Here is a 24894-nt window from a genome sequence, read left to right on the forward strand (position 1 = left end):
TCTCTAGGGTTCCCCTCTATTTTCGAATAAATGGGGAATTTAACTGGAGAAATTCCTGTTAATTCGAACAAAACCCGAGGAAAGGGGAGAAATAACGGTACATTTTCCAGCTAAATCAGGTCCAAACCCAGACCAATCCCAGACCAATCCCAGAGCCAAGCCCAAAGCCCAAAGCCCAAAGCCCAAAGCCCAGAGCCCAGAGCCCAGAGCCTAAAAGCCTAACTCAGAACTTTAGCTCCAAAGATAGGGCGTGGGGACTTGCACCGGGCTCTGATCATCCCAGCATTCTGCACGACATGCGCACGGCGGCGGTTTAAGGTCCCATTTTACTTTTAGTTACTGAACTTTATATACCACTCCTGAGCGTCAGGTGTTGCGTTCGAGCTGGAGCATGCTCTACCGTATCCATTATTTGAATTAACAAAAAACTCCCCTAGTCGTAGCAGAGTTAATGGTTATCTCTGCCTACCAAGAGGGGAGCTTTTACGTTTAGAATCAACGCTGCTTCAAGGGAGCGTTGATTCTAAAATGTCTATTTTTGAACTTTCTACCTCAGTCCTGTCTACTTGAAAGGGGACCGCTCACTTATGAGACGACCCCTTTAATTTTCACAATATCAGCAAGTGGTCTTATTAGTCTTCCATACTCAGCGCATCTTCAATTCAATGCTGCGGGGATCTACAAAGCTGTAGCCTTTTTCCTCCAGTGTCGTTAGCAGCGTATCCAGCGCTTCGGTTGTCCAGGGAAGCTCATGCATCAGAATGTTGCTTCCGGAGTGGAGCTGGCTTGTTACGTTTCCAATCAGTTTTTCTGTCTTGTTGCTATCCTTCTCTTTCATCTCCCAGTCCAGTGAGCCTACTGACCAGGTCATGTAGAGCATGCCATTCTCGGCAGCAACCTTCTTGCCAACATCGCCGCCGCCCCCGTGGGGAGGCCGGAAGAAATGCGGTGTCTCGCCAGTAATCTCTTTGACTGCGGTCTGAACATCTTCAAGCTGCTTCTTTACTGTGTCATAAGGCTTATCCTTTAGGATAATATGATCCCAGCTGTGATTGCCGAGGATGCCGCCCCGTTCGTAAATAAGCTTCAACAATTCGGGATGCTCTTTAACCCGGTAGCCGTTTACGAAGAAAATGGCTTTGGCATGGTGCTTGTCCAAGGTATCTATAATCGAATTGATCATCTTGGCTTCCTTGGGGCCGTCGTCGAAAGTGAGGAGGACTACTTTCTTGGGTGTGCCTTCCTCATTAGGGACGATATCATAATTTTTGTTCATATGGTACAGGAGCGGAATTTCCGTTGCCTGTTCATTGCCACTTGTACTGCCCTCCACGTCTTGGCTTGCCTGTGGGGACGGGCTTACCACATTAGCATCAGAGGTTCCAGTGTTGGTTGCAGAATCAACTGTTTCTGTCGGTGCTGCCGATGCTTCCTGCGATGCAGTTGCTTTAGGTGAATTTCCTGTGGATTTCACTGCCTCAGACTGGCCCCCATTATTGCTGCATGATGCCAGCAGAAAGGCGGCGAGCAGTAGCGTTATTGTTGCTTTACCCACTTTTTTCAACTCGCTTTCCTGTTATTAGACTGTATGAGCCGGATTCTTTCCGCGAACACTAGACATGATTTTACCATACAAGGAGGTTGAGGATATGAATACTTCGTCATTTTTATGCGGAGTTTTGCTGGGTGCTGCTGCCAGTATGATTATCTCGAAAAAACGCAACGCGCTCATGTCTTCGCTAGGACAATCAGGCGCGAACGGGCACGGCGCCGGTGAACGGGCCAAGGATAAAATATTCGGCATGGCTATGACAGGTTTTGGAAATACCTCGGCAGCGGGAGAACAAGGTCAAGAGCATGATGCCAAATCGGACAAGGGAGAGCATAAGAAATCCGAATCCCCGGTTCAGTCCAAAGAATCCAATCTGAAAATGCTTAAGGAATTTATTGGAAGTAATCCTGATGTGAAGCAAGAAGTCGAGAAGATTCTGAAAGAAACGCACTCGACCATACCGGGCTTGTAACCGCAAAAGGCTTCTGCAGAATCATTTTGAGGATGCACATATCCGCAAAATGATTCTTTTTTATTCAGCAAGGCAGACAGCTTAAAAATGGGGTGCGGATTTTATATTTATTTACGTGCATTTATGGCGCCAAAATGATAACATACATACATAGTAACCATTTTTGGCTCATTACTCGGGACTCATCATACATTATAATAAATTGAGCTTGCAAAAGGAGGATCCTGTCATGAGAATAGAGAGATTAGGTCAAGATAAGATTCGGATTTTCCTCACTTTTGACGACCTGAGCGAGCGGGGCATCCAGAAGGAAGATATGTGGCAGGAAGTTCCCAAGGTGCACGACCTGTTTACGGAGATGATGGATCAGGCTTACAGCGAACTTGGCTTTGACGCGACTGGTCCGTTGGCCGTGGAAGTGTTCGCTTTGCCCGCGCAAGGCATGGTCGTTATTGTGACCCGGGGAAAATATGATCACCATCAGTACGGTGCGTCCGGGGAGGATGAATTGCCCGAAGAGATTTACGAAATGGAAGTTACTCTCGAACAAAGCGACTCCATTGTATATGCATTCCGCGACTTTGAGGTTCTGGTTGAAGCGGCTCATGTACTCATCGGCAATATTACTTCCGGGGGAAAACTGTATTCTTATAATGATAAATGGTATCTCTACTTCGATCCGAAGGAATATGAAGAATCTGTGTTATCCGGTCTAGTGGCCGTACTGGCTGAATTTGGTGATTCGTCATCGGTTACAGACGCCGTACTGGCTGAATACGGTAAGACCGTTATGGCTGAGAACGCAGTGGAAGTACTCTGCACGCACTTCAAGCGGCAGGAATAATCAGGGAGGGACAGGGCTGGTAAGCTTGCTTGTCAGCCCTGTTTTGCTTTAAGGAATAGGCAGCTCTTAAGTTGAAAATAGGTTTTGAGGAGCTGGGCATATGCCCGGTTCTTAACATGCAGGGAGGTTGTTCGGTGCTTATCTTATCGATTATTTCGTCGGCAGTGGCGCCAGGCCTAGCTCTGCTAACTTTTTTCTATCTGAAAGACAAATATGATCAAGAACCATTGCACATGGTGATCAAGGTGTTTCTCCTTGGATTTCTGATCGTTTTTCCGGTAATGATTATTCAAAGAGGACTTACGCTAGGCTGGGGCGACGGTCCGTATGTGGAATCTTTCCTCATATCGGCCGGCGTGGAAGAATCTCTGAAATGGTTTGTGCTGTACCATATGATTTACAACCATACCGAATTTGACGAGCCATATGATGGAATACTATATGCCGTAGCGATCTCGCTTGGCTTTGCAACAATAGAAAATGTAATGTACGCCTGGTACAGCCATGCCTCCATCGGCTCCATGTTTCTGCGGGCTCTGCTTCCTGTTTCTGGACATGCCATGTTTGGCGTGATTATGGGTTATCACATGGGCAGGGCCAAGTTCTCAAAAGGGGTCAGAACGCGGTGGATTCTGTTCATTTCACTGGTTTTGCCGTGGGCTTGGCATGGGATTTATGATTTTATTTTGAACACAACAGCTAACTACTGGATATGGTTCATCGTTCCTCTAATGGCTTTTCTGTGGTATGGGGGAATGGGTAAGGTCGCCCGAGCTAACAATCGATCCCCTTTCCGGGCTCTGAAGCGAGAAGAAGAGGTTAATACGTAGTAGAATTGGACACACTTACTCTAAAAGCAATTCCGCAGCAAGGAATTCCATAGAGTAGCGAGGTGTCTTTTTTTGCGGGTAAAGGTTCGAATCATTTGCAGAAACTGCGGGGAGACCTATATTTTAAGAGGGGTTAAGGAACAGGGTGTCATCCAGACCGGCTTCAGGCAATGTCTATGCAGTAACAGCAGCGGCTTTCATATTGAAGAGCATATTTAAGGAGCAGGAGACTGTTAGGGTATAACATTCTTGACTGCATCATGTCCTCGCATTACGCGGGGATTTTTTTTATGTGGACGGTAAAGCTGGTTCTTTTTATGCATAAGACTTCTCGGTTATTGTCAAACTAACGGCAATTAGCTATCGAAAGGAGTCTTGCAGCCATATGTACAAAAGATTAAGTGCTGTAATGTTCCCCTTGACCGCGCTGCTGTTGCTTGGAGCGCTTGTGTGGGGATACCAGGAGAATCAGGAGAAGAACTCAATTTTGCTAAAAGCGGAGAACCAGTACCAGCGTGCCTTTCACGATCTTTCTTATCATGTTGAACGTCTGCACGGTGAGCTCGGAAATACGCTTGCGGTCAACTCTGCATCTAGCGGGACGCACCGCAAAGGTCTCGTCAACGTATGGCGGCTGACCAGCGAGGCGCAGAATGAAATCAACCAGTTGCCATTAACTCTGTTGCCCTTCAGTAAGACAGAGGAGTTCCTCTCCAAAATTTCTAACTTTTCTTATAAAGCCGCAGTACGGGATTTCACCAAAAAACCTCTTACCGACGGTGAACTTCAGAACTTGAAGACCCTTTACACCAACTCGGGTGAAATCTCGAAGAATTTGCAGGACGTACAGAACAAGGTCATCAGCAACCGCTTGCGCTGGATGGATGTGGAGACGGCGCTAGCGACGGAGAACAAATCGGAAGACAATACGATTATTGATGGTTTCAAGACTGTGGACAAGCGAGTAGGAGAGTATCCGGAGCTGGATTGGGGCCCTTCTGTAGCAAGTATTTATGAGAAGCGTTCTGTCAAGAAACTGGGTGGCGCTCCAGTAACCCCAGAGCAGATCCGAAGTAAGGCGATCAAATTTGCTGATGCCGGGTCTAATGCCAAGGTGGATGTTCGGGAAAATGGTAAGGGCACGGAGTGGGAGTCTTATACAGCCACCGTTACCGGCTCAAACCAAAAGCAGCTAATCAGTATGGATTTCACCAAAAATGGTGGTCTGCTGATCTCTTACCACAATAACCGTGAGGTAGGGCCGGCCAAGGTCTCCATGAAAGAGGCGGTAATCAAAGCTGAGGAGTTCCTGAACAAGAAGGGGTTTCCTCATATGACAGCAGTCAGTGCCGATCGGTACGACAACATGGGTAACCTGACATATGTTACGAAGCAAGGTGACGTTCTGATTTATCCGGAGAAAATAACCGTTCGTGTCGGGCTCGACACAGGGGAAGCCACCGGTTTTGAGGCCAGTGACTATGTTAATCAGCATAAGAATAAACGGGAGATTCCGAAGCCGAAGCTTTCTCTGGCAGAAGCACGGAAATTGCTGAATAAAGATTTTAAGGAAAGTTATAACCGCTTGGCCTGGATTAAAAATGACGATTCCACGGAAGTACTGACTTATGAGTTCGGCGGAGAGATTAACGGTTCCAAGTATCGTATCTATCTGAATGCAGAGGATGGTACGGAAGAATCAGTGGAGCAAGTTAGAACCTCCTCAGGAGCTCAGAAAAAATAACGGTTGCTCTTCCCCGAAGAGAGCCGATCAAGCAGGGCGCACCCCTAAAGGGCTGCCGCCCTTTTTTTCTTATCGTCATTAATATATTTCTCACCCGGGTTGTGAAAGGCCATGCTATAATCAGAATTAGAATATCTTACTAATTCATGTGGCGGTGACACCTTTGTATCCCAAAATCAACGACAATCTATACATTCAAGTCGCTTCTAGCGATGCCGTAGAGGCTGAAATTGAATATAGATCGAGAATCGCAGAGACGGAAGATGAAGCTTTTTGGATTGAAATCCCGATGCAAGAGGGCAGCGGGCGACTGAAGAAACTGACGATTGGGGACGAGCTTTCGGTCTACTTTATGACAGAGGGCGGAATCAAAAATTATTTTTATACCCACGTTGTAGGTTTCAAGGAAGATGTAATTCGCATGGTTCGGGTGCGCAAGCCTGCGCAAGAATCGATTTTCAAGATCCAGCGCCGGAGCTTCCTGCGCGTAACCGCAGAATTAGAGCTGGCTGTGAAAACCAGCAGTGGCAGCCGGTTCCTCGTGCGAACGGAGGATGTCGGTGGAGGCGGAACTTCTTTTCTGACCGATGCTAAGGTAAAGCTCGAAGTAGAGGACAGACTGTCCTGCTGGTTGTTAGTTCCTTACCGCAACGGTACATCAGAACATGTGAATTTTGAGGGTGAGGTGGTACGGATCAAAACGCTGGAGAACGGTCGCAGTCTGGCGATGCTGAAGTTTGCCGCGATTTCCGATACCGAACGCCAGAAAATAATCCGATACTGCTTTGAGCGTCAGTTCGATTTCCGCAACAGATAGGGCTTTTTTCTGGTGTGGAATGACCTGTGCGATTTTGCACTGACGTACAAACTGTGATATAATTTCATAAGTCGCAGGCAATGCCTGCTTTTTTCTTGATAATATCGGTGGGGAGTGCCTTGCCGGTATGAAGTCAATGCTGATTTGAAAAGGCATCGTCAGATGCTTTTCTTATGAAAGCGTGTTTGAGGAGGAATGCCCCGTTGGATAGGCAGGGTACACATATTAACGACAGAATTAACGTCGCTATCGACGGACCTGCCGGGGCAGGCAAGAGCACTGTTGCCCGATTGGTTGCCCAGAATCTTTCTTACATTTATGTCGACACTGGAGCGATGTACCGGGCGATAACCTGGTATATGATCCGTGAAGGTATTATGCCGGAAGATGAGAGTGAAGTCGACCGAGTCGTCAACGGCATGGAGATGGAGCTGATTCCGGAGAAAGACAGGCAGAAGGTGCTGATCAATGGGGAAGACGTGACCCCACATATCCGCAGTCTTCAGGTCAGCGGCCTTGTGTCGCAGTATTCCAAGATCGAAGGTGTAAGATCCAGGCTCAGTCACCTACAGCGCCAGATGGCGCTACGCAAAGGGGTTGTGATGGACGGCCGCGATATCGGAACGACCGTGCTGCCGGATGCCGAAGTGAAGATTTTCATGACGGCCAGTGTGGAGGAGCGCGCACTTCGTCGTTACAAGGAGCTCAGGGATACGGAAGAGGTCACTCTACAGCAGCTTGAACATGATATTGCCCAGCGTGACCGTCTGGATGAAGGACGGGAGATCTCACCGCTGCGCCGTGCGGAAGATGCAACTCTTCTGGATACGACGACAATGAATATCACTCAGGTTGTAGAGGCCATCGTGTCACACTGCAGATCTTATGTTGACGGGGAGAGAAATCATTTATGATTTATAACATCTGCGTTGGAATACTCCGTGTGATCTACGCTATTGTCTTTCCATTAAGAATTATAGGGAGAGACAATTTGCCAAAGGAAGGCGGGGTTTTGCTCTGCGCGAACCACATCAGTTTGCTTGACCCGATGACGATTGGTATTAAATTGAAGCGTAAGGTCAAGTATATGGCGAAAGCGGAGCTTTTCGAGGTTCCAGTTCTGGGCTGGCTTATCAGACAGCTCGGTGCTTTTCCAGTCAAACGTGGTGGTGTAAGTAAAGAATCCATTAAAACAGCTCTTACTACGCTACGCAGCGGCTATGTCATGGGCATTTTCCCTGAAGGTACGCGCAATTCCGATGCCGCAGCGGCGAAGAGAGGTGCAGCCAGCTTTGCTCTTCGGAGCGGTGCTGCTGTTGTTCCGGCCGCCATTATCGGCGAGTACAAGCCTTTTCGTCGGATGACTGTTGTGTATGGGGCTCCCATTGATCTCAGTTCGTTCGAAGGTGCGGGTAGCGATTCTCTGGATGCAGTTACTGATCTGATCATGGCCCGCATTCACGAGATGATGGAAACTGGCAAGCCAAGTGCAAGTTAGGTTCAAATCCGGTATCCGGGTGGTAAGATTTTAAGGTAATGATTGTTTTGAACTCTGCTCTACGCGGGTTTAAATAAATGGGGTTTTGAATCGAGGAGGGTAATCACATGTCTGAGGAAATTAAAAATCAAGAAGCTGCGGAGAATGTTGAGAACAACGAAACCGTAGAAGCAACAGAAGCTGTAGAAGCTGCTGGCAACAACGAAGAAGTGACTAACCAGGAAGATTTGGAAATCATTTCTTTGAAAAAAGGCGATACCGTGAAAGGAACAATCGTCAAAATCGAAGATAACCAAGCTTATGTAAGCATTGGATATAAATACGACGGTGTGATTCCAATTCGCGAACTTTCTTCTGTACAACTTGACAACGCTGCTGCAGCTGTCGAAGTTGGACAGGAAGTAGAGTGCAAAGTTGTTAGCATCAACGACAACAAGGAAAGCCTCGTGCTCTCCAAACGTGCAATCGACAGCGAAAAATCATGGGAAGATCTTGAGAAGTACTTTGCTTCCCAAGAAGCTTTCGAAGTTACTGTGGCTGACGTTGTTAAGGGCGGTCTGGTAGCAGATGTTGGCGCGCGCGGATTTATTCCAGCTTCCATGGTTGAACGTCACTTCGTTGAAGATTTCAGCGATTACAAAGGACGTACCCTTCGCGTTAAAGTGAAAGAACTTGACCGTGAGAACAGCAAAGTGATCCTGTCGGCTAAAGAAGTTCTTGAAGAAGAATTCGAAGCCAACAAACAAAAGATCATGGCTGAGCTTACTGAAGGCCAAGTTATCGATGGTACTGTACAACGTCTGACTCAATTCGGCGCATTTGTTGATGTCGGCGGAGTAGACGGTCTCGTACACGTATCCGAAATCGCTTGGAACCATGTTGACAAACCATCTGACGTGGTATCCGAAGGCGATAAAGTAACTGTTAAAGTACTTAAGGTTGACCCTGAAAAAGGAAAAATCAGCCTCAGCATTAAAGCAGCTGCTCCAGGTCCTTGGGATTCCGCAGCAGGCAAAATCAATATCGGCGATGTTGTTACAGGCGAAGTTAAACGTCTGGTAAACTTCGGCGCATTCGTGGAATTGCTTCCAGGTGTTGAAGGACTTGTTCACATCTCGCAAATTTCCCACAAGCATATCGGCACTCCGCACGAAGTGCTGAAAGAAGGACAAGAAGTTCAAGTGAAAGTACTTGACTTCAACCCGTCCGAAAAACGCGTTAGCCTGAGCATCAAAGAAACTGAGGAAGCTCCTGCTCCTTCCGCTAAGCCGGAAAGACCAAGCAGAGACAGAGCACCTAAAGAAGTGCTTAACAACCCGAATGTTTCTCTGAGCAACGAAGGCCTCAGCTTCACACTTGCTGAGCGTTTCGGCGACAAGCTGGACAAATTCAAGGGCAACTAATCCCTTAACCCAGAATGAAACGGACATACCCGTCTTTTCAGGGATGGGGAATCTAACCGGGTAAAGTAATCGGCGAACCCTCAATACGGGGGTTCGCCGATTGTGTTTTTACGGTTAGCCAATTTTATAGTTTTTTGCTATGATGAGTAACGTAAGGACGACAGGAGGAATGAATATGGCAAGACCCGTAGTGGCGATCGTTGGGAGGCCTAACGTCGGGAAATCGACGATTTTTAACAGGTTGATCGGCGACAGATTGGCCATTGTAGAAGATAAACCGGGGATTACACGTGACCGGATCTATGGTATTTCTGATTGGAACGGTACTTCGTTCAGTGTAATTGATACTGGTGGTATTGAAATTGACGGTGAAGACGCAATTCTGAAATCAATCCGTGTTCAGGCGGAGCTGGCGATTGAGGAAGCTGATGTCATCATCTTTATGTGCGAAGCAAAGAGTGGGCTGACAAATGCGGACGAGGAAGTTGCCCAGATCTTGTTCCGCTCAGGCAAGCCAATCGTGCTGGCTATTAATAAAGTGGACAATATGAAACGTGCGGAAGATATCTACGAGTTCTACAGCCTCGGATTTGGCGATCCAATCGGCATTTCCGGAAGCCACGGGACTGGACTCGGGGACCTGCTGGACGCCGTTACCGAACGTCTGCCAGAGCTGACAGATGAAGAGTATGATGAAGATGTGATTCGTGTCGCTCTGATCGGCCGTCCGAATGTCGGCAAGTCCTCGCTGGTCAATGCGATCTTGGGAGAAGAACGTGTTATTGTCAGCAATATTGCTGGTACTACGCGGGATGCGATCGATACGCCATTTGAACGGGACGGACAGCGTTACGTGTTGATTGATACTGCGGGTATGCGCAAGCGTGGTAAGGTATATGAGAATACCGAGAAATACAGTGTGATGCGTGCAATGCGTGCGATTGAGCGCGCAGATGTCGTGCTCGTTGTCATTAATGGCGAAGAGGGCATTATTGACCAGGACAAGCATATTGCCGGTTATGCTCATGATGCGGGTAAAGCATCTATATTTGTTGTGAACAAATGGGATGTTGTAGAGAAAGATGACAAGACGATGCAGAACTTTGAGAACAAGATTCGCGATCATTTCTTGTTCATGAGTTATGCACCTGTAGTCTTCTTGTCCGCACTGACCAAGCAGCGCCTGCAGAAGCTACTGCCAGTGGTTCAACACGCGGCACAGCAGCATGCGCTTCGGATTACGACGCATCTGATTAATGATGTTATCTCTGATGCTGTTGCTATTAATCCGCCGCCAACGGACAAAGGACGCCGTCTGCGCATCAATTATGCAACTCAGGTTGCTGTGAAGCCTCCGACGATTGTCGTGTTTGTTAATGATCCGTCGCTGATGCACTTCTCCTATGAACGTTATCTGGAGAATAAAATCCGTGCGGCGTTTAATTTCGAAGGAACGCCGATCAGGCTCTTTACACGGCGCAAATCAGACGAAGGTTAGGGGAGAAGAAGCGTGGCGCTTGAAATTCTGGTTATCGTTGTCAGCTATTTGCTTGGCTCCGTCAGCTTTAGCGTACTGCTTGCCAAGCTACTGAAAGGCATTGATATCCGTCAGTACGGCAGCGGCAATGCAGGTGCAACCAATACGTTACGGGTTCTTGGAAAAGGCCCTGCGATTTTGGTGCTGGTTCTGGATGTACTGAAAGGGATTGCCGCTGTATGGCTGGGCACCTGGCTTTTCGGCTGGGGCACCTGGGCAGCGGCACTCTGCGGAATTGCTGCTATTGTGGGGCATAATTGGCCGGTGTATTTTCATTTTCGCGGCGGTAAAGGCATTGCGACTACGATCGGTGTAATGGCTACGTTTGCGTTCTGGCCTGCGCTGTCTGCTGGAATCATCGCCATTCTGGCTATTGTCATTACCCGCTATGTATCCCTGGGTTCGCTAATTTTTGTGGCGTTGACACCGCTCTTTCTGCTGTTGACTGATTTTACGTCGCCGATTCTTTGGACAAGCATTGTTATTGCTGTCTTTGCTTTTTGGCGTCATCGGACCAACATTGTGAAGATCGCCGAGGGCCGTGAGAACAAGATCGGCTCTAAGGTTAAAGGAGGAAACCGCGTTGTCTGATAAAGTTTCTGTGCTGGTCGCGGGAAGCTGGGGGACGGCGCTAGCAAGTGTGCTGGCAGCCAACCACCGTGAGGTTTATCTGTGGACGCGCAACCCTGATCAGGCTGCTGAAATTAATTCATCCCATACCAATCATCATTATTTGCCAGGAATTACGCTGCCCGCTAACATTATTGCGACAACGGATTTGGAGAAGGCAGTAACCGGCTCCAGCGCTGTGGTTATTGTCGCACCTTCTTCGGGCATGCGGCAGGTTGCGCGCAGTCTAAAGCCTTTTTGGAGGGAAGACATGATCTGCGTGCATGCCACTAAAGGCTTCGAATCGGAGACCATGAAGCGCATGTCTACCGTGATATCAGAAGAGTTGGGCTGTCCTGAAGGACAGGTGGTCGTGCTCTCCGGGCCGAGTCATGCCGAGGAGGTCGTGCGACTCTGTCCGACAACAGTGGTTGTTGCCTCCAATGACGATCAACGAGCGGCCGCTGTGCAGGAACTGTTCATTAACAATGATTTCCGGGTATACACGAACCGAGATCTGGTAGGGGTAGAGCTGGCCGGAGCTCTTAAAAATATCATCGCTCTCGGTGCAGGTCTCTCCGATGGTCTGGGCTTTGGCGACAACGCTAAAGCTGCGCTATTGACTCGCGGCTTGGCGGAGATCTCCCGGGTCGGGGTAGAACTTGGTGCGAATCCGCTTACGTTTGCTGGTCTGGCCGGAATTGGCGACCTTGTGGTTACAGCTACCAGTCAGCACAGTCGTAACTGGCGCGCAGGATCACTGCTCGGTCAGGGCAAGCCGCTAGCAGAGGTGCTGGATTCCATGGGTATGGTGGTAGAAGGAATTCGCACGACGGAAGCAGCATATGCCATTTCGCTTAAGCTAGGTGTTCAGATGCCGATAACCGATCAGATCTATCATGTGCTGTTCAAGGAAAGAAGTCCGCGCAAGGCGGTAGAAGCGCTGATGGGCCGTGACCGCAAGACGGAAATGGAAGCTATCTCGCAGGAAACTTGGGAACAATGGCACTCCTGATTAGGTTCACCTTTTGCCGGATATCCTCATATGTTGTTATTGGGGATTGACGGAGGAGGGATGAGAAGTGAGCAAAAATTTTTCCAAGGATGCTTTGAACGCCATTAACAAGAAGACAGGGAAAAACATCACCGAAGGCGCCATCAAAAAACTTGCCGGTACTGTTAAGCCGGGAACTACGCAGAATGAAGCCCAGCTCCGCCAGTTGATCAAGCAGGTGTCATCAATGGCTAAAGTACCGGTCAGTGAATCTACGGTGCAAGAAATAGTCAATGCTGTCAAAAAAGGCGGGGCCACTTCAGGCTCGATGGAGTCTTTAATGAAACTGATCCTGAAAAAATAGTTTTATGGCCTGGCAAAAGAGCAATAGAATCTGGAATCAGCAGTATTCCGGTTCTTTTGCTCTTTTTTTTGCAGAAATGGATATCTTTCATGATATAATAGTCCCTATACATTGCAGTCGAATGAGAGGAGCTCAGCCATGGATCCAATGACAAAAATGTGGTTATCCCTGATAGCGATCCTAGTGATGGGATTATCTGTATTCCTGATTACCTTCGCTCGTAGCAAGACTAAGGGCGTAGTTCGGGCCATACTGTCGGTCATTGCTTTTGTGACAATGGTGATTGGTATTTTGGGCGGGGCAGCTTCGATTATGTAAGCCGTTACATAACAACATGGACTAACTTCATAGACAAGTTCTGAAGGAATCGTATCACGATTTTGTAGGGATGGATGTGATGATATGGCCGAACCGGAGATATCTCTGGAGCTGCTGGCAGCGCTGCGTAGCGTGGCCGATTTACTGGATTTTACATGGGACAATAACCCTCCGCTATGGATGCTGGGCGGGAGTTGTGGGCTGCTGCTGCATGGTGTCACGCTGGGGAGAATGCCACAGGACATTGACCTGTATGCCGATTTGGGGGATGCTGAGCGGCTTCATCATGCATTATGTCACTATGCCGTTGATAATCCTGTGGAAGACCTTAGTAACGGCTGTTATTCCTTGCTCAGTCATTATCTGATTGGAGGGATAAGTGTGGAGCTGGTGTGCGGTTTTCGGATTTACAGAGGGCTGTCCCGTTATTCTGTTGATACAGTTCGCTTACTGCGCCATACCTCATTACAAGTGTTTCCAGCGATCGGAATGCTGAGGCTGATGCCACTGGCGCACGAATTTGTGTTCAATATTCTTCGGGGGCGTGTAGATCGTTATAAAGTCATCACCTCTGTCATGAAAAAGGATATGCCGCGCCACTTGCCTCTCTTGCAGGAACTTATCGAACTTCATCAATGGGGACCGACCCACATGTCTATACTGAAGGGGCAACTGGATATTTCCAGGGCGAATGCGTAAGAAAGGATGGACAGCATGATATCGCAAAAAGGAAAAACCGTAGTGTTTCAACCCGAAGGTCGTTCTGTGCTTGTGAATCGGGGAGTTAGTCTGCTGGAAGCCGCCCGCAAGGCTGGCGTGACCATCGCAACACGCTGCGGCGGCAAGGCCGGTTGCCTGATGTGCAAGGTTACAATAGACCCCGAGCAGGCCGAAGGCGTAAGTCCGCCTTCAGATGCGGAGCGAAGAAAGCTCGGAAGCGCCATCGAGAAGGGGCAGCGTCTCGCCTGTCAGGCCGCCGTATGGGACGACGTCACGGTCACTGTGCCGGAGGACCCGCTGAAGGCTGCGGTCCGGCGGAAGCTCGAAGCAGCCAGGCGTGGGGAAGAGGACGAGCTCTGGTAATAGCGAACGATACATTCATAGAGAAGGGGAAGATCTTCTTGAAATACATCTTGCAAAAGAAGAGGCTCAGAGCGGCGGGAAGCCTCCTGGGACTGTTGCTGCTGCTGTCTTTTCCTCTTTCCGGCTGTATGTATCCAGGGGAACCGGAACGGCAGTCAGGGGGGAATTACCGTGAGAGTGTCAAGCGGATACAGGCAGCCGTTGACGATTACCAGCAGGAGGAGGGGCTACTCCCGATTCTGAATGCCGATGAGACAACACCACGATACGAGAAGTTCAGAATTGATCTGGACAAGCTGAACAAAAAAGGGTATCTGGACGACATCCCGGCCACAGCCTTTGAGAAGGGTGGCAGCGCATATTTTCTAATCCAGGATGAAGAAACTAATCCTAAGGTGAAAGTCATGGACCTAGTGACCGTACAGAAGGTTAATGATGTCCAGCGTCAAGTGAATCGCTACAAATCTTCCCATGGTGGGGAGCTGCCGGTGGCAGAGGCGTTATATCCAGGCCTGCATACCATTGATGCCAAGAAAGCGGGAACGGCTAGCATTACGCTGAACAGTGTATACTCTGGCCAGCCTCTTGAATTTATTATGGATAGTGAAGGTACGGTGTACGTTGATTATGTATTCGATATTATGAATGCCATCGACAAGAATGGTGGCGAACATAAAGAAGGGCAGGATCTGCGATTTGAACTGGAGCAGGCCTCCTATTATGTTCCGGTAAAATCCCTTCCCTACCAGTGGATTAACGGACAGCCTGTTCCTCAGCCCCCAAGTTGAGAGAGATTAATAATCTAACTGTCCTAATGTCCTATGAGTAACGGTTGCCCTGTTGGGTAGCCGTTTCTTTTTTTTCCACCTTATGTATACGGTTCTATCAGAGTTACCTTCCTCATATGATTGATGAGAAAGCTTCCGGGCGTTTGGCCGGCCCGCAACCTAAGCGCAGGCTCCTCTTATGATTTTTATACGAATTGCGCGAAAGCAGGTCATAAATCCGTACCGGATACATATGATGATACTAGTCCAAATGCATGTCCGAGCATTCGGAGTTTAGCGCGGGACCGTACGTTCCGTATCGCCAAGCGGCTAAGCTACGAGCGGGCATACGAAGGTCCGGTTAGTGTCCTGCCTTAGGGTCATGATCACCGGCGGAACGCGAAGTCGATGCTCTGCAGGCATTTTTTCTTCGGAAGTATATGAGGAGGGGATCTCTTTTGGAAAAAGTGGATATTTTCAAGGACATTGCCGAGCGAACCGGCGGAGATATTTATCTTGGCGTCGTCGGCGCGGTCCGCACGGGTAAATCAACATTTATTAAGCGCTTCATGGAGACTATCGTCTTGCCTAACATCACGAGTGAAGCGGATCGAGTAAGAGCTGTGGATGAGCTTCCGCAAAGTGCGGCCGGCAAAACAATTATGACAACAGAACCGAAATTCGTCCCCAACAATGCGGTGCAAATTAAGGTCGCGGAAGGGCTGGAGGTAAACGTTCGGCTGGTCGATTGTGTCGGTTATGCGGTTGATGGGGCCAAAGGTTACGAGGATGAGAATGGTCCGCGCATGATCTCGACACCTTGGTTCGAAGAACCGATTCCGTTCCAGGAAGCGGCAGAGATCGGAACTCGCAAAGTCATTCAAGAGCATTCCACACTGGGGGTTGTCGTCACTACCGATGGCACTATCGCAGAAATTCCCCGCGTCTCCTATGTGGATTCAGAAGAACGCGTCATTGCCGAATTGAAGGAGGTAGGCAAGCCTTTTGTGCTTGTTATCAACTCTACCCGGCCACGCAGTGAGGAAACTCAGCAGCTTCGCAGTGAACTTGCTCTCAAATACGATATTCCAGTCATGACCCTAAGTGCAGCCAACATGTCCGAGGATGATGTGACCGGAGTTCTACGTGAAGTACTCTATGAATTCCCTGTGCATGAAGTGAATGTGAATTTGCCGAGCTGGGTGATGGTCCTTGGCGAGAACCACTGGCTGCGCAGCAGCTATGAGAATTCGGTTCGCGATACGGTCAAAGACATTCGTCGTCTGCGCGATGTTGATCGGCTGGTCTCCCAGTTCACTGAATATGATTTTATCGAAAGAGCCGGTCTCAGTGGGATGAACATGGGGCAGGGGGTAGCCGAGATTGACCTGTTTGCCCCGGAAGAGCTGTACGATCAAGTTCTGGTGGAAGTGGTCGGGGTTGAAATTCGCGGCAAGGATCATCTGCTCCAGCTTATGCAGGAGTTCTCACATGCCAAGCGCGAGTATGATCGCTTCTCCGAAGCGCTGGAGATGGTCAAGACCACAGGCTACGGCATAGCCGCACCATCGCTGGCTGAAATGGCTCTGGATGAGCCGGAGCTGATTCGTCAGGGCTCGCGCTTCGGGGTCCGGCTGAAAGCCACAGCACCATCCATTCATATGATCCGCGTCGATGTTGAGTCGGAATTCTCGCCGATTATCGGAACGGAGAAGCAGAGTGAAGAGCTGGTCCGCTATTTGATGCAGGACTTCGAGAACGATCCGATCAAGATCTGGGAGTCGGATATCTTCGGACGGTCACTACACTCCATCGTCCGTGAGGGCATTCAGGGTAAGATCGCTATGATGCCGGATAACGCCCGTTACAAGCTTCAGGAAACGCTGGGCCGGATCATTAACGAAGGCTCGGGTGGATTGATTGCGATCATTCTTTAACCAAATAGACACAATGAAAGAGCAGGAGCCTTCCTGCTCTTTTTTTGCTAGCTGCAGCTGTTTTTATGTTAGCATAGGACCTGAAAATCATGCAGGTTCGCCATTGCGGCTGATACTTTCTGCTCCTTTTTTAAGTAACGCCTTGAAATTATGGATGGGCTGTATTACTATAAGTTTGTTGCGCTTTTAGGGTCTAAGGGCGCCATTGTACTTTAATAAACGGGATTATCACGTATATTTTGCGTTGAAACGGAAAGAGTGAATGATACCGGAAATTTACTATAGGGAGGTGAAAAGATATGAATAAATCTGATTTGATCAATGTTGTTACTGAAGCAACTGAACTTCCCAAGAAAGATGCTACCAAAGCGGTAGATGCTGTATTTGAAGCCATCGCGGAAGCTCTGCAAAACGGTGACAAAGTTCAACTGGTTGGATTCGGAAACTTTGAAGTGCGCGAGCGTTCTGCACGTAAAGGCCGTAACCCGCAAACTGGTGAAGAAATCGAAATTCCTTCTAGCAAGGTCCCAGCGTTCAAACCGGGTAAAGCTCTTAAAGACGGAATCAAATAAAGATTTCTACATATCGACCCGATTTTTCGACAAACACGATGCCGCCCTCCCAGGCGGCATTTGTTTTTGAGACAGTCTAAGGACAGATTAATAGGTTCAGAGGAGGATCAGAGATGACGGAGAACAAGAGCGGCGGGAACCCGCTTCCTTCAGGAAGCGACTACATCGTGATCAAGGCTAAGGAAAACGGAGTGCAGGTAATCGGATTGACACGCGGTCTGGACACACGGTTTCACCATACAGAAAAGCTGGATAAAGGCGAGGTGCTGATCGCCCAGTTTACCGATCATACCTCAGCGATGAAAATCCGCGGAAAAGCCGAAATTTGGAGTAAACACGGACAACTGGAGAGCGAGAGCTGAAAAGCAGGCATAGCCTGCTTTTTTTCGAAATATAAGTAAGTATGAATCATTTCATAAGTCCGCATCATGAAATTGATTCAGTATGTCTTTTCGTATAAATAGACAATGCGGCGGAAACGATGGATAAGAAGGGGGGCGTAACTATGAATCGGACTTGGTGGATCGGGGCCTTGCTGCTGTTGACGGCGGGCTCGGCTATACTATTGCCGCAGTTTGCAGAGCTGGAATTATCACTCCGGCAGGAGCGCGGAGCGGTTGAGACCTTCAGTGAAGGCAGCCATAATGTGCTGGACGACACTAATCTTGTGGATGCCATAGGAGCGCTTCCTCTGACATTATCCATTGGCAGTGTTGGTTGGGAGAACGGGGTGTTGTCGCTTGATCTGATGGTAACAGGCAATGATCATGAGCCAGAGGAGCTGTACCGCAATATGGCCCAGGCGATTGCTTTTGCCATTCAGGACACGTCTAACGTGAAACAGTTGCTGCTGCGTATTGTTGCCGAAGATAAGTGGACCCAGACCCGCAGATTACTGCTGGCCGGAGATATTCGCCGGCAGGAATGGTCGGGAGAACTGCAAAGAGAGCTTTTGAACACGGGAAATCATCCCCTCTCGGGACACCTTATAAGCAGTTTCAGGATTAGCGAAAGCGACCTGTGGAAAAACCAGTTCATTTCTCCCTGACCTGGGTAAAAGAAACTAGGACGCCTTATCGTGCGTCATAAAAAAACATGTGATATAATAGACAAGATTGTGAGCAAAGATATTGTATTAACGTCAATGGCTTCGGAGGCTAAAATGAAACCGTACCGCATACCGCAACTGGCTACACCCTACACTGACTACGACATGATTCAGCGGCACACGGAATTGCCGCCGTTTTCGGATGGCCGGAGTCATTTGTTATATATTTTTCTGAACCAGGGCTCCTCTGCTGAAGGACAGGGCAGTGAGCTGTACACGCTGGTCACCGCACTGGCACAGCTTGGTCTTGATACCCATGAGGGAATTGATCGGTCGGAGAATGATCCCGGAGGCGATTTCATGCGCTCCCGGCAATTGAAAGTGCTGGCAGGCGATTATTTCAGCAGCTGGTTCTACCATTTGCTGTCAAGACGCGGTGAGGTGGCACTTATCGGTACACTGAGTACTGCCATTGCTGATTTCAATGTCACAAAAGCCCAGCTTTACAGAAAGATGAAGGGCATGCAGCTTACTGCTGATGAATATTTGCGGTACAAGGTACAGCTCAATATGGTGCTGTTTCTTTCTTTTACTCCCAAGATCGATTCCGCACTGGCCGGTTTGTGGGAGAATCTGCTCGCAGAAATCAGTCTGTGTGAGGCGCTGGCTATGGAACTGCGCCGCAGCAATGATCTCTCTCAGGCGGTGGATAGCTACAGTTACTGGAAGATGCTGGAGCTGGGATCTGAAGAGGAGCAGTGGTTGTTGCGCGAAAGGGAACTCGAGCTGAAGGATTGGAAGAAGCTGATGATGAAGTATAAATGTGATTCCCTGCTGACGGACAAGCTGCATCAATGCATTCAGTCCATACAGGGGCTGCTGCAGGGAGTGAAGGATGAGGAGCTTCTGACGGAACTTAATACCTTGCTGAATGGCTTCCTGCTGCAGATGGAAATTCCGGGACAAGCAGCCGTGGAGGGGTAATGATGACTATGGAGAAAACAACGACATCCGTCCATGTAGACGGAGTCAAACCTAAAGAGCAGTTTGTACATTCCGTGTTTGAGAGCATTGCAGGCAAATATGATGTCATGAATGATATCATAAGCTTCCGGCGCCACAAATCGTGGCGGAAATTTGCCATGAAGAAAATGGCAATGCGTCACGGAGATACCGCTGTGGATCTTTGCTGCGGCACCTGTGACTGGAGCATCGCTCTTGCTGAGAAGAGCGAGACAGGTTCAGTTATGGGGCTGGACTTTAGTGCCAGCATGCTTGAGGTAGGTCGCCGTAAAGTGGAGGCACGGGGCCTACAGGACCGTATTTCGCTGGTCGAGGGCAATGCGATGGAGCTGCCGTTCGGCGATAATTCTTTTGATTATGCAACAATCGGCTTTGGTCTCCGCAATGTGCCTGATCCTGTGCAAGTCTTGAAAGAGATGCAGCGCGTGGTGAAGCCGGGCGGCATGGTGGTATGTCTTGAGCTGTCCAAGCCGATGACACAGCCTTTCAAAGGTATTTATTATTTTTATTTCAAACAAATTCTTCCTTTAATGGGCAAGCTGTTTGCGAAGCGCTATGAGCAGTACAGATGGCTACCCGAATCATTGGCTCTGTTCCCTGACCGGGAGCAGTTAGCTGCTATTTTCCGTGAAACCGGACTGAACAAAGTGGAATCCTTCCCCTTGACCGGAGGCATCGCGGCACTACACATTGGGCTCAAGGAGAAGTGAGATGTTTAAGAAAATCGGCATCTTTTTGCAAATGATCAAGTTTGAACATACTGTTTTTGCTTTGCCCTTCGCATTTATGGGCGCATTACTCGGTTCGGTGGTTATGTTTGGTACGCTGCCGTCCTGGGCGCAGATTGGCTGGGTTGTTGTGGCCATGTTTGGCGCGAGAAGCGCGGCTATGGGTTTAAACCGGTTAATTGACCGGGTCAGTGACGCCAAGAACCCACGTACAGCTGGACGAGCCATCCCGGCAGGGTTACTCAAGATTGGAGAAGTCGTCATCTTTATCGCTTTTTCGTTCTTCTTGCTCTTCTGGGCTGCATTTAAGCTGAATCCGCTGTCGATGAAGTTATTACCGATAGCCGTCTTTTTTCTTGTTTTTTATTCTTTTACCAAACGTTTTACCTGGGCTTGTCACCTTATTCTTGGCCTGACAGTGGCGCTAGCTCCACTAGGCGGCTGGGTGGCAGTAACCGGAACGGTGGATCTTACGGCCATGGTGTTCTACTTCACGATCGTATTCTGGTTAGCAGGGTTTGATGTTATCTACGCCTGTCAGGATGTGGAGTTTGACACGAAGGAAGGCTTACATTCCATTCCTGTGCGGTTTGGCGTGGCTAAGGCGCTGGTTATTGCTCGCGTATTTCATATTTTAACCAGTATTGGTTTTATATCCTTGCTATTCATGGCCAATTTGAGCTGGTGGTATGCAGCGGGAATGATTATTGCGTACATCATTCTGTTCTATGAGCACTATATTGTTACTCCAAATGACTTAAGTCGTTTGCAGACTGCCTTCTTCACCATGAACGGTGTGCTTAGTATCGTTGTTTTCTCATTCACATTGATTGACCTGGTGGTGCAATACTATAAATGATTACTTCTACACCTAAAAGTTTTGTTGTGGGCATTACAGGGGCGAGCGGCGCGATATACGGCGTTCGCCTGACGGAAACTCTGCTGTCCATGGGGCATGCCGTGCATCTTGTAGTAAGTACAGCAGGCTGGCGTGTCTTCAAGGAGGAGCTGGGCTTCGCCGTCTCAGACCGGGAAGGCTTTTTGAACGACACGTTCAAAGGCCATCCCGGTTCTCTGCATTATCACCCGGTTGCTGATATTGGGGCTTCAATCGCCAGCGGCTCTTTTCGTGTAGAGGGCATGATTATTATGCCGTGCTCTATGGGAACACTTTCTGCAGTAGCGAATGGCGCTTCTGATAACTTGATGAGTCGTGCGGCAGATGTCATGCTGAAGGAAGGACGCCCGCTGGTGCTGGTGCCACGCGAGACGCCGCTGCATGCGATACATCTTGAAAATATGCTGAAGCTGGCTCGCTTGGGCGTTCGCATCATTCCGGCCATGCCGGCATTTTATCATGGTCCGCAAAGCATGGACGATCTGATTAATTTTATGGTGGGCAAGGTACTGGACAGCCTGAATATTGAACATCAGCTATTTCGTAGATGGGGGGAGTAAAGAGATGAGCAACAGTGCTACTGTAATTGGAAAAATAAGCTATACCAACTCATGGCCGGTCTTTCACAACTTTCATCCTTCTTCCCTGAAACATCCTGCAGTAATGGTCAGTGAGGTACCGGCCGTGCTGAACCAGGGTATGAGTGAGGGGAGCATCCATGTCGGCGCTCTATCTTCCTTCGCCTACGCAGAGGCTAGTGATCGTCTGCTGCTATTGCCTGATTTGTCAGTTAGCTCCAATGGTCCTGTAAGGTCCATTCTCCTGTTCTCCAGAAAGCCGCTGGAAGAGATCGGGCACGGAACTATAGCGGTTACCAACACATCGGCAACTTCGGTCAATCTGCTGAAGATTATTATGCAGAAAGCGATTGGAGGAAGTCCACAGTACATAAGTGCAGAACCTGATTTGGACGCAATGATGGAGCAGGCTGATGCCTGTCTCTTGATCGGAGACAATGCCATCAAGGCTTCCTGGCAGAATGAAGGGTATCTGGTGACCGATCTCGGTGAGTTCTGGAAAAAGTGGACCGGACTTGGCATGACCTTTGCAGTCTGGGCGGTGAACCGGGATGCGGCGCGTAACAAATTCGATGCGGTCGCGGAAATCGCAGAAGCCTTTGCTGAGAGCAAACGGCGCGGGGTGCGTGATCTTGCGCCCATCGTGTCTGAGGCCATACGTGCGGTTGGCGGTACGGAGGCTTACTGGTACGGATACTTCCGCAATTTGTGTTATGACTTTGAAGAAAGGCAGCAGGAAGGTTTGAACCTCTATTTCCGCTATGCCTATGAAATGGGCCTGCTGCCGCAGGAAGTGAAGATGGAGCTTTGGAGCCACAATCTGCTGACACGGGTGAAGGAATGAAAAGACTGCAAATATTTGGCATGCTTAATAAAGATATGGACCAGATTGAAAAAGAGCTATACCGCAGTGTGCAGGGTGACGACGAACTGCTGACCGAGACCTCGTTGCATCTGCTGAAGGCTGGGGGCAAACGTCTGCGCCCTGTCTTTGTACTCATGGGAGGCAAATTCGGAACTTATGACCTGGAGAAGCTTAAGCGTGTGGCCGTGCCCCTGGAGCTGATTCACAGCGCTTCACTGGTCCATGATGATGTCATAGATGATGCCGAACTGCGCCGCGGCGAGCCGACGGTCAAAGCCAAGTGGGATGAGAAAATCGCCATGTACACAGGGGATTATATCTATGCCAAGGCCCTTGTGATGACAACGGAACTGAAGAATCCACGCATTCATGAGATTTTATCCAAAGCGATGGTGGAAATGTCTATCGGAGAGATGGAGCAGATCCGCGATTTTTTTAACAGCGGGCAGAGTGTCCGCCATTATCTACGGCGTATCCGCCGGAAGACAGCACTGCTGATTGCGATCAGCTGCCAGCTTGGTGCGCTTGCCGCAGATGCGGAGCCAGAAGTAGCGCGGCTGCTCTACAATTACGGCTACAACGTCGGCATGGCGTTTCAGATCCGTGATGATCTGCTCGATCTTTCCGGAACGGAGAAACAAATCGGGAAGCCGCCGGGCAGTGATATGCGACAGGGCAACATCACTCTTCCTGTCATATACAGCCTGGAGGATGAGCGCTTGCGGCTCCCGCTGCTGGAGGAACTGGATGCCATTCGCAAAGGACATAGCGGGGTAGGCCGTGCCATTGACCTGATCCTGTCAGGAGAGGGGATTAGCAGGGCCGAGGAGCTGGCTTCCCGTTATATTGAGAAGGCGCTGGCTGCGCTTGAAGCACTGCCGAATAACAAAACCAAGCGGAGTCTCCGCGATATTGCTTTTTTCGTAACAGGTCGAGCTTATTAAATGATTTAAGCGTTCACATAAGCCCAAGTTTCTGCTAATATCAGAAAGTATATACTTCCTTAAATTCTCATAAACACCCATCCTATGTATAGGAAAATGGAGAGTGACCCATGGAAAAAACATATCTGATGATTAAGCCGGACGGTGTTCAGCGCGGATTGATCGGGCGAATTGTAGCCCGTCTGGAAGACAAGGGCTTTAAGCTGGTAGCTGCCAAGCTGATTCAAGTTACGGAAGAGCAGGCCAAGAGACATTACGCAGAGCATGAAGGCAAGGATTTTTTCCATGAGCTGGTGGGCTTCATTACGTCTGGTCCTGTATTTGCTATGGTCTGGGAAGGCGATGATGTGATTGCACTCAGCCGTCTGCTCATCGGTAAGACCAAAGTAGGGGAGGCGCTGCCGGGTACGATTCGCGGCGATTTTGCCAGCCACACCCCGCTTAACCTGATTCATGGCTCCGATTCGCCGGAAAGTGCGGAACGGGAAATCGCCAATTTCTTTGCTCCCGAAGAGTTGGTGCAGTATAACAAAGACATCGCAGTCTGGATGTAAGTTTCGGGCGGGAGGCAGGAGATACAATGTCTGATATTGACAATCAAACAGTAACAACAGACCCGGATTATCTCGGGTTTATTCATAACGTCAAACAGAGCACAGGTATTGATCTGGCTCAGTATAAAGAAGCGCAGATGAAGCGTCGTCTGACGACGTTGCGGATGAAGAATAATTATAGAAGCTTCACCGATTTCTATGCGGCGATGCTGAAGGATAAGGCCTTATTCTATGAATTTCTGGATCGAATGACAATTAATGTATCGGAATTTTGGCGTAACCCCAATCGCTGGGAAGTGCTACGGGATACTATCTTGCCGGAACTGGAGCGTTCCAGCCGCAGGTTGAAGCTGTGGAGCGCTGCCTGTTCGACCGGGGAAGAACCGTATACGCTGGCGATGATATTGTCCGATAAAGGCATTCTAGGGCAGACCGGTATTCTGGCTACAGACATTGATGACGGTGCCTTGGCGAAGGCGAAGCAGGGCCTGTATCTGGAGCGTTCCATCAAGGATGTGCCGAAGGATGTGGCGGACCGTTACTTTGCACCAGAAGGTCCGGTTCTCAAAGTCAGCGATTCTCTGAAAAAGCATGTTGATTTCCGCAAGCAGAATTTGCTGCTGGACAAGTTCGATGACGGGTTCGACCTCATTATTTGCCGCAATGTGATGATCTATTTCACGGAGGAAGCGAAGCATAAGCTGTATCACAAATTCGCTCAAAGCCTTCGTCCCGGCGGATATCTTTTTGTCGGCAGCACGGAACAGATCTTCACTCCGGGACAGTATGGCTTTGAAACGACGGAAACGTTCTTCTACCGGAAAAAATAAAGCCTTCTTTTTCATCTTTTAAACAGCCTGCACGTATACTTTGCACGGGTTCCAGCGATACTGGATCTTAGACAGCAATCTGAGT

General features: G+C 49.0%; 30 protein-coding genes. 29 read left to right on the forward strand and 1 reads right to left on the reverse strand.

Annotated elements, in window-relative coordinates; genetic code table 11:
- Positions 1-646: 646 nt before the first annotated feature.
- Positions 647-1555, reverse strand: coding sequence for a polysaccharide deacetylase family protein (locus tag AC3Y23_RS03795; RefSeq protein WP_379195837.1), 909 nt, complete (start codon positions 1553-1555; stop codon positions 647-649).
- A 94-nt stretch (positions 1556-1649) separates the two neighbouring features.
- Between AC3Y23_RS03795 and AC3Y23_RS03800 the strand changes: the two genes are divergently transcribed.
- The 29 genes from AC3Y23_RS03800 (at position 1650) to AC3Y23_RS03940 (ending at position 24809) form a co-directional block, all read left to right on the forward strand.
- Complete coding sequence (locus AC3Y23_RS03800; protein WP_379195839.1) at positions 1650-2024, forward strand: hypothetical protein; 375 nt, start codon at positions 1650-1652, stop codon at positions 2022-2024.
- Between the two features lie 229 nt (positions 2025-2253).
- On the forward strand, positions 2254-2868 hold the full coding sequence (locus AC3Y23_RS03805) for a genetic competence negative regulator (RefSeq protein ID WP_379195841.1): 615 nt from the start codon (positions 2254-2256) through the stop codon (positions 2866-2868).
- Positions 2869-3002: 134 nt separating this feature from the next.
- Complete coding sequence (gene prsW, locus AC3Y23_RS03810) at positions 3003-3698, forward strand: glutamic-type intramembrane protease PrsW (RefSeq protein ID WP_379195843.1); 696 nt, start codon at positions 3003-3005, stop codon at positions 3696-3698.
- A 385-nt stretch (positions 3699-4083) separates the two neighbouring features.
- Positions 4084-5442, forward strand: coding sequence for a germination protein YpeB (ypeB, locus tag AC3Y23_RS03815; protein WP_379195845.1), 1359 nt, complete (start codon positions 4084-4086; stop codon positions 5440-5442).
- A 163-nt stretch (positions 5443-5605) separates the two neighbouring features.
- Positions 5606-6259 (forward strand): flagellar brake protein, encoded by a 654-nt coding sequence (locus AC3Y23_RS03820; RefSeq protein ID WP_379197082.1) that lies wholly within the window; start codon positions 5606-5608, stop codon positions 6257-6259.
- Between the two features lie 203 nt (positions 6260-6462).
- Positions 6463-7173, forward strand: coding sequence for a (d)CMP kinase (cmk, locus tag AC3Y23_RS03825; RefSeq protein WP_379195847.1), 711 nt, complete (start codon positions 6463-6465; stop codon positions 7171-7173).
- Positions 7170-7757: a lysophospholipid acyltransferase family protein gene (locus tag AC3Y23_RS03830; protein WP_379195849.1), complete on the forward strand. Its 588-nt coding sequence runs from the start codon at positions 7170-7172 to the stop codon at positions 7755-7757. The genes cmk and AC3Y23_RS03830 overlap by 4 nt, the downstream gene beginning before the upstream one ends.
- A gap of 107 nt (positions 7758-7864) precedes the next feature.
- A complete protein-coding gene (rpsA, locus tag AC3Y23_RS03835) occupies positions 7865-9160 on the forward strand; it encodes a 30S ribosomal protein S1 (protein WP_379195851.1) in 1296 nt (431 codons plus the stop codon).
- 175 nt (positions 9161-9335) lie between these two features.
- Positions 9336-10658 (forward strand): ribosome biogenesis GTPase Der, encoded by a 1323-nt coding sequence (der, locus tag AC3Y23_RS03840; RefSeq protein ID WP_379195853.1) that lies wholly within the window; start codon positions 9336-9338, stop codon positions 10656-10658.
- 12 nt (positions 10659-10670) lie between these two features.
- On the forward strand, positions 10671-11288 hold the full coding sequence (gene plsY / locus AC3Y23_RS03845; protein ID WP_379195855.1) for a glycerol-3-phosphate 1-O-acyltransferase PlsY: 618 nt from the start codon (positions 10671-10673) through the stop codon (positions 11286-11288).
- Positions 11281-12321, forward strand: coding sequence for an NAD(P)H-dependent glycerol-3-phosphate dehydrogenase (locus AC3Y23_RS03850; RefSeq protein ID WP_379195858.1), 1041 nt, complete (start codon positions 11281-11283; stop codon positions 12319-12321). Before plsY ends, AC3Y23_RS03850 begins: the two co-directional genes overlap by 8 nt.
- A 67-nt stretch (positions 12322-12388) precedes the next feature.
- Positions 12389-12664 carry a stage VI sporulation protein F gene (locus AC3Y23_RS03855; protein ID WP_379195860.1) on the forward strand — a complete coding sequence of 92 codons (276 nt, stop codon included), beginning with the start codon at positions 12389-12391 and terminating at the stop codon, positions 12662-12664.
- 138 nt (positions 12665-12802) lie between these two features.
- Positions 12803-12982, forward strand: coding sequence for a DUF2768 family protein (locus AC3Y23_RS03860; RefSeq protein WP_379195862.1), 180 nt, complete (start codon positions 12803-12805; stop codon positions 12980-12982).
- A gap of 84 nt (positions 12983-13066) precedes the next feature.
- On the forward strand, positions 13067-13681 hold the full coding sequence (locus AC3Y23_RS03865) for a nucleotidyltransferase family protein (RefSeq protein ID WP_379195864.1): 615 nt from the start codon (positions 13067-13069) through the stop codon (positions 13679-13681).
- 15 nt (positions 13682-13696) lie between these two features.
- The gene (locus AC3Y23_RS03870; RefSeq protein ID WP_379195866.1) at positions 13697-14065 is read left to right on the forward strand and encodes a 2Fe-2S iron-sulfur cluster-binding protein; all 369 of its coding nucleotides are present in this window, start codon (positions 13697-13699) and stop codon (positions 14063-14065) included.
- Positions 14066-14103: 38 nt separating this feature from the next.
- On the forward strand, positions 14104-14853 hold the full coding sequence (locus tag AC3Y23_RS03875; RefSeq protein ID WP_379195868.1) for a YphF family lipoprotein: 750 nt from the start codon (positions 14104-14106) through the stop codon (positions 14851-14853).
- 123 nt (positions 14854-14976) lie between these two features.
- The gene (locus tag AC3Y23_RS03880) at positions 14977-15210 is read left to right on the forward strand and encodes a hypothetical protein (RefSeq protein WP_379195870.1); all 234 of its coding nucleotides are present in this window, start codon (positions 14977-14979) and stop codon (positions 15208-15210) included.
- Between the two features lie 80 nt (positions 15211-15290).
- Positions 15291-16769: a stage IV sporulation protein A gene (gene spoIVA, locus AC3Y23_RS03885; RefSeq protein WP_379195872.1), complete on the forward strand. Its 1479-nt coding sequence runs from the start codon at positions 15291-15293 to the stop codon at positions 16767-16769.
- A gap of 299 nt (positions 16770-17068) precedes the next feature.
- The gene (locus tag AC3Y23_RS03890) at positions 17069-17341 is read left to right on the forward strand and encodes an HU family DNA-binding protein (RefSeq protein ID WP_066363296.1); all 273 of its coding nucleotides are present in this window, start codon (positions 17069-17071) and stop codon (positions 17339-17341) included.
- Between the two features lie 113 nt (positions 17342-17454).
- The gene (gene mtrB / locus AC3Y23_RS03895; RefSeq protein WP_066363294.1) at positions 17455-17703 is read left to right on the forward strand and encodes a trp RNA-binding attenuation protein MtrB; all 249 of its coding nucleotides are present in this window, start codon (positions 17455-17457) and stop codon (positions 17701-17703) included.
- 143 nt (positions 17704-17846) lie between these two features.
- Complete coding sequence (locus tag AC3Y23_RS03900; protein WP_379195875.1) at positions 17847-18389, forward strand: hypothetical protein; 543 nt, start codon at positions 17847-17849, stop codon at positions 18387-18389.
- Positions 18390-18503: 114 nt separating this feature from the next.
- Positions 18504-19373 carry a heptaprenyl diphosphate synthase component 1 gene (locus AC3Y23_RS03905; RefSeq protein ID WP_379195877.1) on the forward strand — a complete coding sequence of 290 codons (870 nt, stop codon included), beginning with the start codon at positions 18504-18506 and terminating at the stop codon, positions 19371-19373.
- A gap of 2 nt (positions 19374-19375) precedes the next feature.
- Entirely contained in the window at positions 19376-20122 is a 747-nt protein-coding gene (locus tag AC3Y23_RS03910; RefSeq protein WP_379195879.1) for a demethylmenaquinone methyltransferase, read from the forward strand.
- Between the two features lies 1 nt (position 20123).
- Complete coding sequence (locus tag AC3Y23_RS03915) at positions 20124-20999, forward strand: UbiA-like polyprenyltransferase (RefSeq protein WP_379195881.1); 876 nt, start codon at positions 20124-20126, stop codon at positions 20997-20999.
- The gene (locus tag AC3Y23_RS03920; protein ID WP_379195883.1) at positions 20996-21598 is read left to right on the forward strand and encodes a UbiX family flavin prenyltransferase; all 603 of its coding nucleotides are present in this window, start codon (positions 20996-20998) and stop codon (positions 21596-21598) included. The genes AC3Y23_RS03915 and AC3Y23_RS03920 overlap by 4 nt, the downstream gene beginning before the upstream one ends.
- A 4-nt stretch (positions 21599-21602) precedes the next feature.
- Complete coding sequence (locus AC3Y23_RS03925) at positions 21603-22460, forward strand: menaquinone biosynthetic enzyme MqnA/MqnD family protein (protein WP_379195885.1); 858 nt, start codon at positions 21603-21605, stop codon at positions 22458-22460.
- On the forward strand, positions 22457-23425 hold the full coding sequence (locus AC3Y23_RS03930) for a polyprenyl synthetase family protein (protein ID WP_379197084.1): 969 nt from the start codon (positions 22457-22459) through the stop codon (positions 23423-23425). The genes AC3Y23_RS03925 and AC3Y23_RS03930 overlap by 4 nt, the downstream gene beginning before the upstream one ends.
- Before the next feature lie 110 nt (positions 23426-23535).
- Positions 23536-23979: a nucleoside-diphosphate kinase gene (ndk, locus tag AC3Y23_RS03935; RefSeq protein WP_379195887.1), complete on the forward strand. Its 444-nt coding sequence runs from the start codon at positions 23536-23538 to the stop codon at positions 23977-23979.
- A gap of 26 nt (positions 23980-24005) precedes the next feature.
- Positions 24006-24809 (forward strand): CheR family methyltransferase, encoded by an 804-nt coding sequence (locus AC3Y23_RS03940; protein WP_379195889.1) that lies wholly within the window; start codon positions 24006-24008, stop codon positions 24807-24809.
- The last annotated feature ends 85 nt before the right edge of the window (positions 24810-24894 follow it).

The organism is Paenibacillus sp. MAHUQ-45 (genome assembly GCF_058133325.1).